This window comes from Prevotella dentalis DSM 3688 (assembly GCF_000242335.1).
GTDB lineage: Bacteria > Bacteroidota > Bacteroidia > Bacteroidales > Bacteroidaceae > Prevotella > Prevotella seregens.
Genome location: NC_019968.1, coordinates 306,151 through 320,818, shown reverse-complemented (window position 1 = coordinate 320,818; position 14,668 = coordinate 306,151). Strand labels below are relative to the sequence as shown.

Sequence of the window (14,668 nt, the reverse complement as noted above, 5' to 3'; positions counted from 1 at the left end):
CGGTGTCAACATTCAACAAAGAAAACAACGCCGAAACCATAAGACCATGAGACACGGTATGAAATGCCTCTTCCTTTCACTCCTTTCGCTTTTGGCCCAATTGGGCTTGTGTTCTAACACGCTCTGGGCAGCCGACCGTCTGGTCAGCTTCAAGGCTGGCGACGTGGATTTGTCCCGGCCCACCATTTGGGTGGATGCGGCCGACCAGAAAGGCGTGCTGCTGGCAGCCCGTAATCTGGCACTCGATTTTGGGCGGGTGACCGGCCATGATGCCACGGTATCGGTCGCTGACCGAGGTGATGGGGCGACTATCGTGGCGGGCACGCTGGGACACAGCCGGGTGATAGACAGAATGGCACGTCAGGGAGGGATCGACGGCAAGGCCTTGCAGGGAAAGACAGAGAAATATATCATCACCCTTGTGGGGCAGCAACTGGTCATTGCGGGCAGCGACCGGCGCGGCACTATCTATGGCATTTACGAGCTGAGCCGGCAGATTGGCGTGTCGCCTTGGTACTGGTGGGCCGATGTGCCCACGGTGCACCATGACAGTATTTATGCCTTGCGGGGTACCTATACCGACGGTGAGCCTGCTGTGCGCTACCGTGGAATCTTCATCAACGATGAGGCGCCGTGCCTCACTTCATGGGTGCAGCACATGTTTAAGACGCGCCGTGGCGGACACGAATTCTATGCACGGTGCTTTGAATTGCTGCTGCGACTGAAAGCAAACTTCATGTGGCCGGCCATGTGGGCCTGGGCTTTCTATGCAGACGACCCACTCAACACGAAGACTGCCGACGAGATGGGCATCGTCATGGGCACGTCGCATCACGAGCCGATGGCGCGCAACCATCAGGAATACGCCAGTCAGCGCAGTTTGTGGGGGGCGTGGAACTATGCGACGAATGAGAAAAATCTGAATCGGTTCTTCCGTGAAGGCTTTGAGCGCATGAAGGGCACGGAGGATGTGGTGACCATCGGCATGCGTGGTGACGGCGATGCTGCCATGAGCGAGGAGGCCGACACGCGGCTGCTGCAACATGTGGTGGACAACCAGCGACGCATCATTGCCGACGTAACGGGCCGCCCGGCGCAGGAGACTCCGCAGGTGTGGGCTCTTTATAAAGAGGTGCTCGATTACTACGACAAGGGCATGCGGGTGCCCGACGACGTGACGTTGCTGCTCTGTGATGACAATTGGGGCAACGTGCGTCGGGTGCCCTCGGTCAAGGAACGCAACCGTAGGGATGGCTGGGGACTATATTACCATGTAGACTATGTGGGGGCGCCGCGCAACACCAAGTGGCTTAACGTGACTCCTACGCAGAACATGTGGGAACAGTTGCAGCTGGCTGCCCAGTATGGCATCCGCCAGATGTGGATACTGAATGTGGGCGATCTGAAGCCCATGGAGTATCCCATCCAGTTCTTCCTCGACATGGCTTGGAACCCGGAACGTTACGATGTGCAGGGAGTTTTGGCGCACACGCGCGACTTCTGCGAGGCGGCTTGGGGAAGAGAGGCGGCTGTCGAGGCTGCCCGCATTCTGAATTTGCAAGGCAAGTATGCCGGTCGGTGCACGGCAGAGATGCTGGATGCAAGAACCTATAACCTGGAGTCGGGCGAGTGGCAGCGAGTGGCCGATGACTATATGCGGCTGGAAGCTGATGCCTTGCGCCAGTTTGTGTCGCTGCGTCCGGAGCAGCAGGACAGCTATCGGGAGCTGATACTCTTCCCGGTACAGGCCATGAGTAACCTTTATCAGATGTATTACGCTCAGGCCATGAACCATGCACGTTACGCCTTGGGCGACCCGTCGGCCAATCTGTGGGCCGACCGCGTGGAGGCGGCTTTCCGTCGTGACTCGATGCTTTGTGCCGCCTACAACCATGATATTGCCGGAGGCAAGTGGAAAGGAATGATGACACAGAAGCACATCGGCTATACCAGCTGGAACGATAACTTTGCCAAGGACATCTGCCCCAGCGTCTATCGGATAGAGAATGACGGGTGGGGGGCATACAGTTTTGCCGAGCGCGACAGCCAAGTGGTGATGGAAGCCGTCCACTATCAGGAGGCCAACGCCGACGGGGGCGGGCAATGGACGGTGTTGCCCTACGTGGGACGCAGCGAGGATGGCATAGCCTTGATGCCCTATACAGTGGGTACGGGCCGCTCAACGCTGGCCTATCGTTTCAGCACGGTGTCGCATGTGCCCACGGTGAAAGTGCATGTCATCGTGAAGTCAACGCTCGATTATCTGAACCAAGGCGGGTTGGTGTTCGTCGTGAACCTCGATGGCAAGAGTCGTGAAGTGAACTTTAATCGCGATTTGAACGAGCAGCCGGAAAACGTCTATACCAAGTTCTACCCCACGGTAGCCCGTCGTGTCGTGGATTGCGTGGTGGAACTGCCGCTTGGCAATCAGACCGTCCATACGCTGACACTCCATCCGAAGGATCCGGGCATCGTCTTCGAGAAGATAGTCGTAGACCTTGGCGGCTATCGTCCGCAATACCTGTTCGGTGTGGAGTCGCCCTACACCATCTTTGTAGACGGACTCCACGCCGCTGGCCGACGGCCTTGAAGCATCCTGTAAGACTGCTGCCGGGAGCAGTGCCGAAGGCTTGGGCAGCCGTCCGGGTCAGTGGTTGGGCTGGCTGTTTGCCCGGCATTGGCCATAGCCCACCAGCCGGTCGGTGCGCCCACCGGCCTCGCGGAAGTAGACCAGAGCCTGATAGCGGTTCTCCGTCTGGTAGAAATTGCCCTCCGAGGGCACAGGCACCGTGGTGCCGTCGGCCTGCAGCAGCAGGTATTGATAGCTGTAGTAGCCCTGCTTGAGCCATACGGCACCCTCGTAAATCTGCTGTGCATCGTCCCATTGCATCCGGTACGGAGGCAGCATTCGGTCGTTGGTCCAGGCCCCGTTGAGATACACCTCGCCCGGCAGCTGCGGCGACTTCAGCCGGAAATGCACCATTGCATATTCCGAGAGTACGTCGTTGCCGTCGTTGTCTGAGTTGCGGATGCAGAAAGCTCCGTCGGCATCTTCGTCGTAGATGTAGCTGGGGCGCGGCTCGTCGGTCCACACGCGTGCATGGTACATCTGCCCGTCCCAGTCGAGGCTTTCCAGTCCGAGCGTGGTGTGATTCATGTCGAGCATTTCGAATTTGTGGTATTCATTGCCGGCATTGAAGATGAAGTCGCGGTTGTGATCCCAGCGCAGTCCGTCGTTCATTACATATTGCGGCTTGCTGTTCACCACGGCATTGTCCCATCGTCCGTTCTGCATCACCACCGTCTTCACCTGTGTAACGGGGTTGGTCACGCGCAAGTTGCCGTAGCCTACGGTCATTGCCACTTGCTGGTGCCGGCCGTTCAGGTCACGGTCTGTATTGGTTGTCACGGCCATGCCCACTTTCATCTGCGGCTCCACCACCATGAAGCAAGCCGTGAGCATCTCGCTGTTGCCGGCATCTTCGTCGTAGACGGTGACCTTGTAGTTGCCGCTCATCTTCAGCCGGCAGCGGTCGTTGGGAATCTGCAACCGGTAATGTGTGTAGAGCTGGTTGGTGTTCACCGAGGGGCTGTAGTCGTCGATGGTGTTGCCTTCGGCAAATCCTGCACAGTAGTCGCTGGCAAACAGCTCCTCCGACACACTCCAGTCGGCCTCGCAGTGTTCCAGCCGATAGGTATATCTGTGGTAGTCGTGGGTCAGGTCGTCAAAGGCGATGACGATGGGAGTCTCCTGTCCCAGGGTAATGAGGGGGATGTCCTGCCAGTTGTTGCCCGCCGTTACCTGCAGTGTGGCCACGCGTGCACTTTTCACCTCGTTGCGCTGGGCGAGGGCGGCGAGGGGCGGGAGGGCGGTGAGCAGCAGGGCCAGAATAGCCTGTTTCATAGTGAAGCCATGATTTGATAAACCCAAAAACGGGCGGTTGAAACTCAACCGCCCGAATGCTTGATAGGTAGGGATAATCGGGCTCGAACCGATGACCTCTGCAATGTGACTGCAGCGCTCTAAACCAACTGGGCTATACCCCTATCGTCTTTGTTATTTCTAACTTGCGTGATGCAAAGGTAGCTGTTTTCCCGGGAACGGCCAAACAATATGGCTTTTTTTTGTGCCTGGCCTTGCATTTCCTTGTCTTTCGAGGAGCGGCAAAGCCGCCCGGCAGGGTCATTCGCCCTTGAAAAACCGGATGATGTCGTCTATCAGGGCTCTGATACCGCTCGAAGTGGTGCTGTCGGTGTGCTCGCTCACCTCTTTTTTCACTTGTTTGCCCACATGGTCGATGATGGCGTCTCCTATCTGTTTGCTGAGCGAGGTGGTGTCGGCATTGGATGTTTGCCTATCGTTGCGGCCGGGTTGTTCGGCTGCCTGGCTGTTATTGTCGTCATGGCTGCCCCTTTCTTTTTCATCTGTCTGCGACTGATCGAAACCCGTAACCGACGACACAGCCGAGGCAATCTTCTCTTCGTCTGCGGTAAACACCTTCCCCAACAGTCCGTAGGACGTGGTGATGGTCTTGTTCTTGCCAACTTGAATGGTGGTGGTGGAGAAGAAAACGTAGTTGTGGTAATCCAACATCTGCGTGAGCATCTCGTTTACCAATGGCCTGGCCACCATTTGCCCGAGCATGCTCCACCCCTTTGTCACCGGGTCAGCATCGTCTGCTTGTGTGCTCTTGGCCAGAGCTTTCATCAGGTTTTCGTTGATGACCTGTTGGTGTTCAGCCTTGTTTGGCCGGGTGACGCCCAAGAGAACGAACAGGGCTAGCAGCCCTACACCAGCCCATTTCAAGGCTTTGTGCACGTCGCGCTGTGGTTCGGGTGTGCCGTCTTCCGGCTGCGGCGTGGGATTTGGAGCGGGCTGTGAAGCAGCCGTTTTCGCAGGATTGAAAGGAGGGGGCGGCGGGGTGGGAGTGCCGTCCGCGCCTTGGACGAGGCTGCGCAGTTCTTCTACTTGCCAGGCGGGAGTCCATTGGCTCATGCCTTGGGCCCACACCAGCGTGTCGGCCGTGAGGCCGCGTTGCCGGAGCTCCTCGAGGGTGAAGGGCCCCTGCTGTACGTTGTTGATGAGAATGAAATAATTCATGGTTGTCGGCTTATTCTACAGTGACACTTTTGGCCAGATTTCGGGGCATGTCCACGTTGAGTCCTTTCTCCACAGCGATGTGGTAGGCCAGCAGCTGCAACGGAATCACCGAGAGCAGCGGGGCCAGCGGGGCCAACGTCTGCGGCACGCTGATGCACTGGTCGGCAATTTTCGACACCTCGGTGTCGCCTTCTGTCACCACGGCAATGATGCGTCCGCCGCGGGCTTTCACCTCCTGCATGTTCGAGATAATCTTTTCATAGCCCTCGTGATGGGTGGCAATGAAGAGCACCGGCATCATGTTGTCCACCAGAGCAATGGGCCCATGCTTCATCTCGGCGGCCGGATAGCCTTCGGCATGGATGTAGCTGATCTCCTTGAGCTTCAGTGCACCTTCCAAGGCCACGGGGTAGTTCCATCCCCGGCCCAGGTAGAGAAAGTTGGTGGCATAGGTATAGGTACGCGCGAGCTGCTGTATCTGGTCGTTGCGGGTGAGCGTCAGCTCAATCTTTTCAGGGATGCGAGCCAGCTCTTGGGTCAGTTCTGCCAGCTCGTCGTGGGCTATGGTGCCCTTGGCATGTGCCAGTGCAAGCGTGAGCAGCGTCAGGCAGGTGAGCTGTCCGGTAAAGGCCTTGGTCGAGGCAACGCCGATTTCCGGCCCCACGTGGATGTAGACACCCGTCTCGGTCTCGCGGGCAATGCTCGAGCCCACGGCGTTGACAATGCCGAAGATAAAGGCCCCGCGCTCTTTGGCCAGTTTGATGGCGGCCAGCGTGTCGGCCGTCTCTCCGCTCTGGGAAATGGCGATGACCACGTCCGAGGAATAGATGACCGGGTCGCGATAACGGAACTCTGAGGCATAGTCTATCTCTACAGGGATCTTGCAGAAGTGCTCGATGAGCTGCTTGGCAATGAGTCCGGCATGCCAGCTCGTGCCGCAGGCCACGATGACCAAGCGCGTGGCCGAGAGCAGTCGGGCGCGGTTGTTGCGCACCGCGCTCAGGATAACGTCCTCGCCGAGTAGCCGTCCGCTCATGCAGTCGTGCAGGCAACGGGGCTGGTCGAATATCTCTTTGAGCATGTAATGGGGGAATCCTCCCTTGTCGAGCATGTCGAGATCGACGTCGATTTGCTTCACGTTCACGTCCACTGGCTTGTTTTTCAGGTCGATGATCTCCAGTGGCTTGCCCGGCTGGCACACGGCAATCTGCTCGTCGTCCACGTAGACCACATCCTGCGTGTACCCGGCAATGGGCGTCACGTCCGAGGCGATGAAGAACTCCGACGAGTCCTTGCCGATGCCGATGACCATGGGCGAGCCCTTGCGTGCGGCCACGACAGTCGACGGGTCGCGGCGGTCGATCACCACGATGGCATAGGCGCCGATGCACTTGCGCAGGGCATGGCGCACGGCCTCGGCCAGCGGGCACCGGTGCCTCTTCTGGGCATACTCAACGAGTTGCACCAGCACCTCGGTGTCGGTGTCGCTCTGGAAGTGGAAGCCGCGGGCCTGCAGCTGGTCGCGCAGCAGGGCAAAGTTCTCGATGATGCCGTTGTGCACCATCGCCAGATTGCCCGACTCGGACACGTGGGGATGGGCGTTGCGCACGGAAGGTTCGCCGTGGGTGGCCCATCGGGTGTGGGCTATACCCACCACCCCCGAGCAGTCCTTGTCGGCCGCCGCCGTCTCCAAGTCGCTCACTTTGCCCTTGGCTTTGTAGACATGGAGCTCGTCTTTCCGGTTGATGAGCGCCACGCCGGCCGAGTCGTAGCCCCGGTATTCCAGCCGGTGCAGTCCCTGAATCAATATGTCATAGGCCTCGCGCGTACCTATATATCCTACTATTCCACACATGTTTGTTTTTGTTTGGTCCGTGGGCCGCGGCCTCCCGCATCCGCCCTTGTCGTTGTTTGCGCGGGCAAAGTTACGAAAAACTGTGCATTCGCAGTTCTCTGCGGGGCAAAAATGTATGCGTTAAAAAATCGGTTTTTTTGTGCACCGCCCAAGGGAATGCCGGCATAAAGCCTTATCTTTGCACCCCTGAATCCTTATGTTTACGACCGATTATGTCCACAACATCCATACATTCCGCGACCTTGCGGCCGGCGGTGCTCACCATTACGGGGTCTGACAACACCGGCGGGACCGGCATCCAGGCCGACATTCGCACCATTGCCGCCATGGGTGGCGAGGCTCTGACGGCCGTCACCTCGGTCACCGTCCAGGATGGTCGCGGCATCCAGACCATCATGGACCTGCCCTGCGACCTCGTGGTGGGCCAGACGAGGGCCGTCGTCGAGGCCCGCCACCCGCATGTGGCCAAGGTGGGCATGGTGCGCGACGCCCGTACCATCCGGGCCCTGCGCGCCGAGTTGGCAGGCTGTCGGCAGCTGGTGCTTGTGCCCGGCATCGTGTCGTCGCGGGGCGAACGGCTGCTCGACGATGAGGCTTTGGCGGCCCTGCGGCGGTGGCTTATTCCCGAAGCCGCCATCCTGTTGCTGCGCTGCAACGAGGCCGAACTGCTGCTGGGCCGCCCCATTGCCACCGATGACGACATGCTGCGGGCCGCCGAGGCCCTGACGGACATGGGGGCGGGGGCGGTGCTGCTGCGCGGCGGCCACCAGACGGCCCGCCGGCTCACGGCCCTGCTCCTGGCCGACGGCCACCCCCGTTTCTTCTCTTCGCAAAACACAGACGGCTGGCAGCGCCACGGCGTGGGCGGCGCTCTCTCCTCGGCCATTGCCACCCGTCTGGCCCTGGGCGACGACGTGCCGACGGCCGTGACCCAGGCCCACGCCTATGTGCACAGCCGGGTGGTCTATGCCGTGGAGGGGCACACAGCCAGCCAGCGGCCGGCCGACCTCTACAATGCGCTGATGACACTCGTGGCCGACTACTACCGCACGTCGCACACCGTCTCGTTCTACGCCGAGCGGCTGGCCATCACGCCGCGCTATCTCTCGCAGGTGACGCGCCGCGTTGTGGGCAAGTCGCCCAAGCAAGTGGTCGACGACTATCTGGCCCAGGAGGCCTCGGCCCTGCTCCTCGGCTCGCGGCTCACCATAGCCGAGGTGGCCCGTCAGCTCGGCTTCTCGTCGCCGGCGGCCTTCAGTCGCTTCTTCAGCGAGAGCCATGGATGCGCTCCCCGCAGCTTCCGCAACGGCTCGGAACACTTGTGATTTTCGGTGCAATACGTTTCGGTATGGGAACGGCCGCTTGGCCGTTCCCTTTTTTGTGCATAGCTTTGCGGCCGCAAACTTTTAAAGAAAACGCAGAATGGAAGACAGAACAACCCTGAACCGCAACCTGGCCCAGATGCTCAAGGGCGGTGTGATTATGGACGTGACCACTCCCCAGCAGGCCCGCATTGCCGAGGCTGCCGGCGCTTGTGCCGTGATGGCGCTGGAGCGCATACCGGCCGACATCCGTGCGGCCGGCGGCGTGTCGCGCATGAGCGACCCCAAGATGATACGTGGCATCCAGGAGGCCGTGACCATTCCGGTGATGGCCAAGTGCCGCATCGGCCACTTCGTAGAGGCGCAAATCCTGGAGGCCATCGAAATAGATTACATCGACGAAAGCGAGGTTCTCTCGCCTGCCGACGACGTATTCCACATCGACAAGCGGCAGTTCCGTGTGCCCTTTGTCTGTGGTGCGCGCGACTTGGGCGAGGCCTTGCGCCGCATCGGCGAGGGGGCCACGATGATTCGTACCAAGGGCGAGCCCGGCACGGGCGACGTGATACAGGCCGTGCGCCATCTGCGCCGCATGCAGGGAGACATCCGTCGTCTCGTCTCTCTCTCGTCCGACGAGCTCTATGAGGCGGCCAAGCAGCTGGCTGTGCCCTACGAACTGGCCCTCTACGTGCACGACAACGGCCGTCTGCCCGTGGTCAACTTTGCAGCCGGGGGCGTGGCCACACCGGCTGATGCGGCCCTGATGATGCAGCTGGGGGCCGAGGGCGTGTTTGTGGGTAGCGGCATCTTCAAGAGCGGCGACCCCGAGAAGCGGGCACAGGCCATCGTGAAAGCGGTCACCAATTACGACAACCCCGAGATGCTGGCCGCCCTGAGCGAAGATCTGGGAGAGGCTATGGTGGGTATCAACGAGAGCGAGATTCAGCTCCTCATGGCCGAGCGCGGACAATGAGCATTGCCGTACTGGCCCTGCAGGGGGCCTTTGCCGAGCACTGCCAGATGCTCGCCCGCCTGGGGGCGGAGCCGTTTCTCGTGCGCAACCGGGCCGACTGGCAGCGGCCTTGCGACGGTCTTGTGATTCCCGGGGGCGAGAGCACGGCCATGCTGCGCATCATCCGCGACCTGGATCTCTGCGAGCCTGTGCGTGCGGCCATCCGGGGCGGGCTGCCCGTTCTGGGCACCTGCGCCGGGCTCATCATGCTTGACGCCGGCCATCTGGACACCATGCACATCCGCGTGCGCCGCAATGCCTATGGCCGTCAGCTGGGCAGCTTTGCCACCGAGGGCGAGTTCCGGGGTGTCGGGCGCATCCCCATGACGTTTATCCGTGCGCCCTATATCACGGAGCTGGGCCCGGGAGCAACGGAGCTGGCCTCTGTAGACGGCCACATCGTGGCCGCCCGCGAGGGCCGTCAAGTAGTCACCGCGTTCCACCCCGAGTTGGGAGACGACACGCGGGTGCACCGGTATTTTCTTGATCTTTGCCGCTCGTAGCTATCGTTTGACCTCAAAAAACTCTGCGTCTCCGCGTGTAGGAGTCTGCTGCTTGGCGCACGCAGGGCTGTCCTTTGGTGCACGCAGAGCCGCAGAGTTTAAGGAGGACTTTTCTAAAAATTGGCGTTCTTTGCCGAACTCTATCTCTAAAAACTCTGCGGCTCTGCGTGCTATCCTTTCGTTGGGGGCACGCGGAGGCGCAGAGTTTTAGAGTTTTTCTTGCCAGAGGTTGTGGGAGAAGCGCGGAGTGCTCCGCCGTCTCCTTGTCTCTGCGTGCGAGCAAATGCCGTCTCTGCGTGGGGTCTCGATGATGAGTTCTCACGCGGAGGCGCAGAGTTTTTTGAGTTTTTTTGCCAGAGGTTGTGGGAGAAGCGCGGAGAGCTCCGCCGCCTCCGCGTCTCTGCGTGCGAGCAAATGCCGTCTCTGCGTGGGTTCTCGATGATGAGCTCTCTCGCAAAGTCGCGGAGTTTTTAGAGTTTTCTTGCCAAAGGTTGTGGGAGAAGCGCGGAGTGCTCCGCTGTCTCCGCGTCTCTGCGTGCGTTCCAAAGAGGCCGTCCCAGCGTGCTCCCTATGTGGGGCTCACCGGTTGTAGCCCTCTGGTCTGAACTGGTGCTGTTTCTCGCTGTACACGTAGCCGTGGCGGCGCAGATAGGTTTTCAGCTCGCGGGGATTGCGGTCAAAGTTGTAGCAGAGCTCCTCGAGCGAGGAGAATTCCTCGTCGCGCAGCAGCATATTGATGCTCGACACCAGGATGGCTGGGTCGTGGGGTAGGTAGTCCATGGTCGTTTTTGTTTAAAGTTCAACGCGGTTGCCCTCGGTGTCGATGTAGAATTGCTCCTTGCCCAGCGTCACCTGCATGGACGAACCGTTGAGTGGACCGATGTCGTCGTATATGGGTTTCACCACCTCGCGCCCCTGCTTGTCCACCAGTCCGAGCTTTCCGGCCAGGCGCACTTCGCAGAGGTCGGGGTAGTGCTCGCTGTAGTTGGACTCGATGGCTTCGTACTTCACGGGGCAGACGACGGTGCCCTTCACGTCGACGATGCCGTATTTCTTGCCGTCGCTCACGATGGCATAGCCACCGCGGAACTCCTGCACGCTCTTGAATCCGCTGGTGCGGCGTAGCTTGTCGGCCTGTTTGGCGTAGTCGATGCTGCCGTCGGTGTAGTACACCTCGGGCTCGTCGTGGGGCCGCAGACCCAGGTAACCGCCGATGGCGGTCACGATGACCACGCCAATGATGATGAGATTGCGCACGAGTCGGCGGCGGTATGCGCGGTCGGCGGCCTCGTTGGCCGCAATCTCGGCCTCCATCTCGCGACGGCGTTCCTCCATGTTTTTCTCCGGGTTGATGTTCTGTTCCATTTTCGATTGTCCGTTAAAGTTGTGCGGGCAAATTTAGAAAAAGATTCCGAATTGGCCAAGGAATCGCATGGAAAACGCGCCGTCGCCGTCGCATGCGGCGCAGGGCGGGCCTTACTGCGGCTGGTAAGGCAGGTCCCAGGCCTCGGCCACGGCCTCGAAAGTCACCCGTCCGTCCACCAGGTTCAGGCCCAGGGCCAGCGCGGGGTCGTCGTGGCAGGCCTGCTGCCAGCCCTTGTCGGCCAGGGCCAGGGCGTAGCGCAGCGTGGCGTTGGTGAGGGCCATGGTCGACGTGTGGGGCACGGCCCCGGGAATGTTGGCCACGCAATAGTGCACGATGCCGTCTACCTCGTAGACGGGCTGGCCGTGGGTGGTGGGTCGTGAGGTCTCGAAACAGCCGCCTTGGTCGATGGCCACGTCCACGAGCACCGTGCCGGGCTGCATCTGTCGCAGCATGTCACGCGTGATGAGGTGGGGGGCCTTGGCTCCCGGCACCAGCACGGAGCCGATCACAATGTCCGTTGCGGGCAGCTGCTGGCGGATGTTGTGCTCGCTGGAATAGAGCGTGTGCACGTTGGCGGGCAGCTCCATGCCCAGCTGCCGCAGCCGTGGCAGGGAGATGTCGGTGATGGTCACGGCGGCCCCCATGCCGGCTGCCATGCGGGCCGCCGCCTCGCCCACGGTGCCTCCGCCCAGCACCAGCACGCGGGCGGGCTCCACTCCTGGCACGCCGCCGACGAGCTTGCCGTTGCCGCCCTTGGTCTTTTGCAGGTAGTAAGCGCCGTTCAGGGCGGCCATGCGCCCGGCCACCTCGCTCATGGGCACCAGCAGGGGCAGCGAGCGGTCGGGCAGCTGCACCGTCTCGTAGGCCAGGCACACGGCCCTGCTGTGCAGCATGGCCTCGGTGAGTGCACGGTCGCTGGCAAAGTGGAAATAGGTGAACACGAGCTGCCCCTGCCGCACCAACGGGTACTCGGGCTCGATGGGTTCCTTCACCTTCACTATCATGTCGGCCGCCTCGTACACGGCTTCGATGGTGGGCAGCACGGCGGCTCCCACGTCGGTATAGTCCTTGTCGCTGAATCCGCTGCCCTCGCCGGCCGTGTGTTGCACGTAGACACGATGGCCGTGGCCCACCAACTCGCTGACGCCGGCAGGCGTCATACCCACCCGGTTCTCGCCCTGCTTAATCTCTTTGGGGATACCAATTCTCATAACTTGTCCTTAGTTTAGGTGTTTGACAATACGGAATGCAAGATACGAAAAAATCGGTTACGCTGTTCGTCGGGGCCGCAAAATCGTGCAAATTTTAACACTTCGTCCTGCCGGCCCGCCGCGGAGCCCTCGCGTTTGCGGCGTAATCGCGCGGTGTTTGCGGTGCAATCGCAATGCGTTTACGGCGCAACGGGAGTGCCGTTACGCCGTAATGACGGGGCGATGAAGCCTTTCACTTCCACACTTCGGCGGCAATCTGCCGCACGAGGTCTATCTTGGCCCACTGCTCTTCCTCGGTGAGCTTGTTGCCAATCTCGCACGAGGCGAATCCGCACTGGGGGCTCAGGTAGAGCCGGTCGAGTGGGATGATGCGGGCAGCCTCGTGGATACGGGCAATGACGGCCCGCGGGTCTTCCAGCTGGGGCGACTTGGTGGTGACGAGTCCGAGTACCACTTTCTTGCCCTCGGCTACTTGGCGCAGCGGCTCGAAGCCCCCCGAGCGTTCGTCGTCGAACTCCAGATAGAAGGCGTCCACGTTCTCGTGGGCAAAAAGAAAAGGCGTAGGGCCGCGCGACACGTCGCGCGGCCCTACGCCGGATGAGGTAAAATGCCTTATAATTGCGCCCAAGGCGGTGGGCGCGCCGCTTAGTACGAGCGGGCGATGATGACCCGATGCTTGGCGGGCTTGCCGCTCACCATGTCGGTGCCGGGGGTCTGCTCCACGCCGAAAGGCACGCAACGGATGGTGGCCTGGGTGTCTTCCTTGATCTTGGCCTCGGTCTCGGCCGTGCCGTCCCAGTGGCAGAGGAAGAAGCCGCCGCCCTTGACGCGCTCCTTGAACTCCTCGTAGTCGTCGCATTCGTAGATGTGGCTGTCGCGATAGCGGCGTGCCTTCTCGAAGATGTTCTGCTGAATGTCGTCGAGTAAGGCCTCGACGCGCTCCACAATGCCGTCGAACGACACGTTCTCTTTCTCGAGCGTGTCGCGCCGCATCACCTCGATGGTGTTGTCTTCCAGGTCTCGGCCGCCCATGACGAGGCGCACGGGCACGCCCTTGAGCTCGTAGTCGGCAAACTTGAAGCCCGGTCGTTTGTTGTCCGAGTCGTCGTATTTCACGCTGATGCCCAGCTCCCGCAACCTGTCGATGACGGGCTGCAGCTTGGCCGTGATGGCCGCCAGTTGCTCGGCATTCTTGCTGATGGGCACGATGACCACCTGGATGGGGGCCAGCCTCGGCGGCAGCACGAGGCCGTTGTCGTCGGAGTGAACCATGATGAGGGCACCCATGAGGCGGGTGGACACGCCCCAGCTCGTGGCCCATACATACTCGGGCTTGTTCTCCTTGTTGAGGAAAGTCACGTCGAAACTCTTGGCAAAGTTCTGCCCCAGGAAGTGGCTTGTGCCGCTCTGCAGGGCCTTGCCGTCCTGCATCATGGCCTCAATGGTATAGGTGTCGAGGGCTCCGGCGAAGCGCTCGGACTCGCTCTTCACACCCTGTACGACGGGTACTCCCATCCACTGCTCGGCAAATTCGGCATACACCTTGAGCATCTTCCGGGCCTCGGCCTGGGCCTCTTCGGAGGTGGCGTGGGCGGTGTGGCCCTCCTGCCAGAGGAATTCGGAGGTGCGGAGGAACGGTCGCGTGCGCATCTCCCAGCGCATCACGTTGCACCATTGGTTGCACAGGATGGGCAGGTCGCGGTAGGAATGTATCCAGTTTTTGTAGGTGTTCCAGATCATTGTTTCCGATGTGGGCCGGATGATGAGCTCCTCTTCGAGCTTGGCCTCGGGGTCCACCACGATGCCTTTGCCGTCTGCTGCGGACTTGAGGCGGTAGTGGGTCACCACGGCGCTCTCCTTGGCGAAGCCGGCTACGTGCTCGGCTTCCTTGGCGAAGAAGCCCTTGGGGATGAGCAAGGGGAAGTAGGCATTCTGCACGCCGGTAGCTTTAAACATCTTGTCGAGCTGGGCCTGCATCTTCTCCCAGATGGCGTAGCCGTAGGGTTTGATAATCATACATCCGCGGACGGGGGCCGCCTCGGCAAGGTCTGCCTTGGTCACCAAGTCGCTGTACCACTGGCTGTAATTGTCGGCACGCTTGGTTAAGTCTTTCAGTTCTTTAGCCATTTTCAAAATATTTGTCTGTAGGCACGGTGCCACGGTTTAGGGAAATTCCTACGGCGACATAGGCATTTCCCCGCCGGCCCGATGCTTTCTATTGTTTAATTTTGCCGCAAAGTTACTAAAAAAACTTTGATAACGGGCCCGCCTACCGAAAAAAGAGCTACCTTTGCACGA

General features: G+C 60.5%; 12 protein-coding genes and 1 tRNA gene. 4 read left to right on the top strand and 9 right to left on the bottom strand.

Annotated elements, in window-relative coordinates:
• Positions 1 to 46 precede the first annotated feature (46 nt).
• A complete protein-coding gene (locus PREDE_RS08655) occupies positions 47 to 2,590 on the top strand; it encodes a glycosyl hydrolase 115 family protein (protein ID WP_015310386.1) in 2,544 nt (847 codons plus the stop codon).
• A 57-nt stretch (positions 2,591 to 2,647) separates the two neighbouring features.
• Here PREDE_RS08655 and PREDE_RS08650 read toward each other — a convergent pair whose 3' ends face one another.
• The 4 genes from PREDE_RS08650 to glmS form a co-directional block, all read right to left on the bottom strand.
• Positions 2,648 to 3,904 (bottom strand): type IX secretion system plug protein, encoded by a 1,257-nt coding sequence (locus PREDE_RS08650; protein ID WP_005846579.1) that lies wholly within the window; start codon positions 3,902 to 3,904, stop codon positions 2,648 to 2,650.
• Positions 3,905 to 3,972: 68 nt separating this feature from the next.
• A tRNA-Val gene (locus PREDE_RS08645) sits at positions 3,973 to 4,047 on the bottom strand.
• A 136-nt stretch (positions 4,048 to 4,183) separates the two neighbouring features.
• Entirely contained in the window at positions 4,184 to 5,101 is a 918-nt protein-coding gene (locus PREDE_RS08640) for a GYF domain-containing protein (RefSeq protein WP_005846578.1), read from the bottom strand.
• A gap of 10 nt (positions 5,102 to 5,111) precedes the next feature.
• Complete coding sequence (glmS, locus tag PREDE_RS08635) at positions 5,112 to 6,956, bottom strand: glutamine--fructose-6-phosphate transaminase (isomerizing) (RefSeq protein WP_005846576.1); 1,845 nt, start codon at positions 6,954 to 6,956, stop codon at positions 5,112 to 5,114.
• Positions 6,957 to 7,168: 212 nt separating this feature from the next.
• Between glmS and PREDE_RS08630 the strand changes: the two genes are divergently transcribed.
• The 3 genes from PREDE_RS08630 to pdxT all read left to right on the top strand — a co-directional run bounded on the left by PREDE_RS08630 (position 7,169) and on the right by pdxT (position 9,793).
• A complete protein-coding gene (locus tag PREDE_RS08630) occupies positions 7,169 to 8,281 on the top strand; it encodes a bifunctional hydroxymethylpyrimidine kinase/phosphomethylpyrimidine kinase (RefSeq protein ID WP_005846572.1) in 1,113 nt (370 codons plus the stop codon).
• A 97-nt stretch (positions 8,282 to 8,378) separates the two neighbouring features.
• Positions 8,379 to 9,251 (top strand): pyridoxal 5'-phosphate synthase lyase subunit PdxS, encoded by an 873-nt coding sequence (pdxS, locus tag PREDE_RS08625; protein ID WP_005846571.1) that lies wholly within the window; start codon positions 8,379 to 8,381, stop codon positions 9,249 to 9,251.
• Complete coding sequence (pdxT, locus tag PREDE_RS08620) at positions 9,248 to 9,793, top strand: pyridoxal 5'-phosphate synthase glutaminase subunit PdxT (RefSeq protein ID WP_005846568.1); 546 nt, start codon at positions 9,248 to 9,250, stop codon at positions 9,791 to 9,793. Before pdxS ends, pdxT begins: the two co-directional genes overlap by 4 nt.
• A gap of 579 nt (positions 9,794 to 10,372) precedes the next feature.
• On the opposite strand, the gene PREDE_RS08615 is transcribed toward pdxT, so the two are convergent.
• The 5 genes from PREDE_RS08615 to proS all read right to left on the bottom strand — a co-directional run bounded on the left by PREDE_RS08615 (position 10,373) and on the right by proS (position 14,497).
• Entirely contained in the window at positions 10,373 to 10,573 is a 201-nt protein-coding gene (locus tag PREDE_RS08615) for a DUF4250 domain-containing protein (RefSeq protein WP_015310385.1), read from the bottom strand.
• A 12-nt stretch (positions 10,574 to 10,585) separates the two neighbouring features.
• Positions 10,586 to 11,158, bottom strand: a complete 573-nt coding sequence (locus PREDE_RS08610; RefSeq protein ID WP_005846564.1) for a WG repeat-containing protein — start codon at positions 11,156 to 11,158, stop codon at positions 10,586 to 10,588.
• 111 nt (positions 11,159 to 11,269) lie between these two features.
• Positions 11,270 to 12,370, bottom strand: a complete 1,101-nt coding sequence (ald, locus tag PREDE_RS08605) for an alanine dehydrogenase (RefSeq protein ID WP_005846563.1) — start codon at positions 12,368 to 12,370, stop codon at positions 11,270 to 11,272.
• Positions 12,371 to 12,602: 232 nt separating this feature from the next.
• A complete protein-coding gene (locus PREDE_RS08600; protein ID WP_235777516.1) occupies positions 12,603 to 12,998 on the bottom strand; it encodes a uroporphyrinogen decarboxylase/cobalamine-independent methonine synthase family protein in 396 nt (131 codons plus the stop codon).
• Positions 12,999 to 13,015: 17 nt separating this feature from the next.
• Positions 13,016 to 14,497: a proline--tRNA ligase gene (proS, locus tag PREDE_RS08595; RefSeq protein ID WP_015310384.1), complete on the bottom strand. Its 1,482-nt coding sequence runs from the start codon at positions 14,495 to 14,497 to the stop codon at positions 13,016 to 13,018.
• Between the last annotated feature and the right edge of the window lie 171 nt (positions 14,498 to 14,668).

What these genes read in the sequence shown, in the direction of transcription:
- PREDE_RS08655 (WP_015310386.1), top strand. Translation starts at nt 47, where the DNA reads ATGAGACACGGTATGAAATGCCTCTTCCTTTCACTCCTTTCGCTTTTG.
- PREDE_RS08650 (WP_005846579.1), bottom strand. Translation starts at nt 3,904, where the DNA reads ATGAAACAGGCTATTCTGGCCCTGCTGCTCACCGCCCTCCCGCCCCTC.
- PREDE_RS08640 (WP_005846578.1), bottom strand. Translation starts at nt 5,101, where the DNA reads ATGAATTATTTCATTCTCATCAACAACGTACAGCAGGGGCCCTTCACC.
- glmS (WP_005846576.1), bottom strand. Translation starts at nt 6,956, where the DNA reads ATGTGTGGAATAGTAGGATATATAGGTACGCGCGAGGCCTATGACATA.
- PREDE_RS08630 (WP_005846572.1), top strand. Translation starts at nt 7,169, where the DNA reads ATGTCCACAACATCCATACATTCCGCGACCTTGCGGCCGGCGGTGCTC.
- pdxS (WP_005846571.1), top strand. Translation starts at nt 8,379, where the DNA reads ATGGAAGACAGAACAACCCTGAACCGCAACCTGGCCCAGATGCTCAAG.
- pdxT (WP_005846568.1), top strand. Translation starts at nt 9,248, where the DNA reads ATGAGCATTGCCGTACTGGCCCTGCAGGGGGCCTTTGCCGAGCACTGC.
- PREDE_RS08615 (WP_015310385.1), bottom strand. Translation starts at nt 10,573, where the DNA reads ATGGACTACCTACCCCACGACCCAGCCATCCTGGTGTCGAGCATCAAT.
- PREDE_RS08610 (WP_005846564.1), bottom strand. Translation starts at nt 11,158, where the DNA reads ATGGAACAGAACATCAACCCGGAGAAAAACATGGAGGAACGCCGTCGC.
- ald (WP_005846563.1), bottom strand. Translation starts at nt 12,370, where the DNA reads ATGAGAATTGGTATCCCCAAAGAGATTAAGCAGGGCGAGAACCGGGTG.
- proS (WP_015310384.1), bottom strand. Translation starts at nt 14,497, where the DNA reads ATGGCTAAAGAACTGAAAGACTTAACCAAGCGTGCCGACAATTACAGC.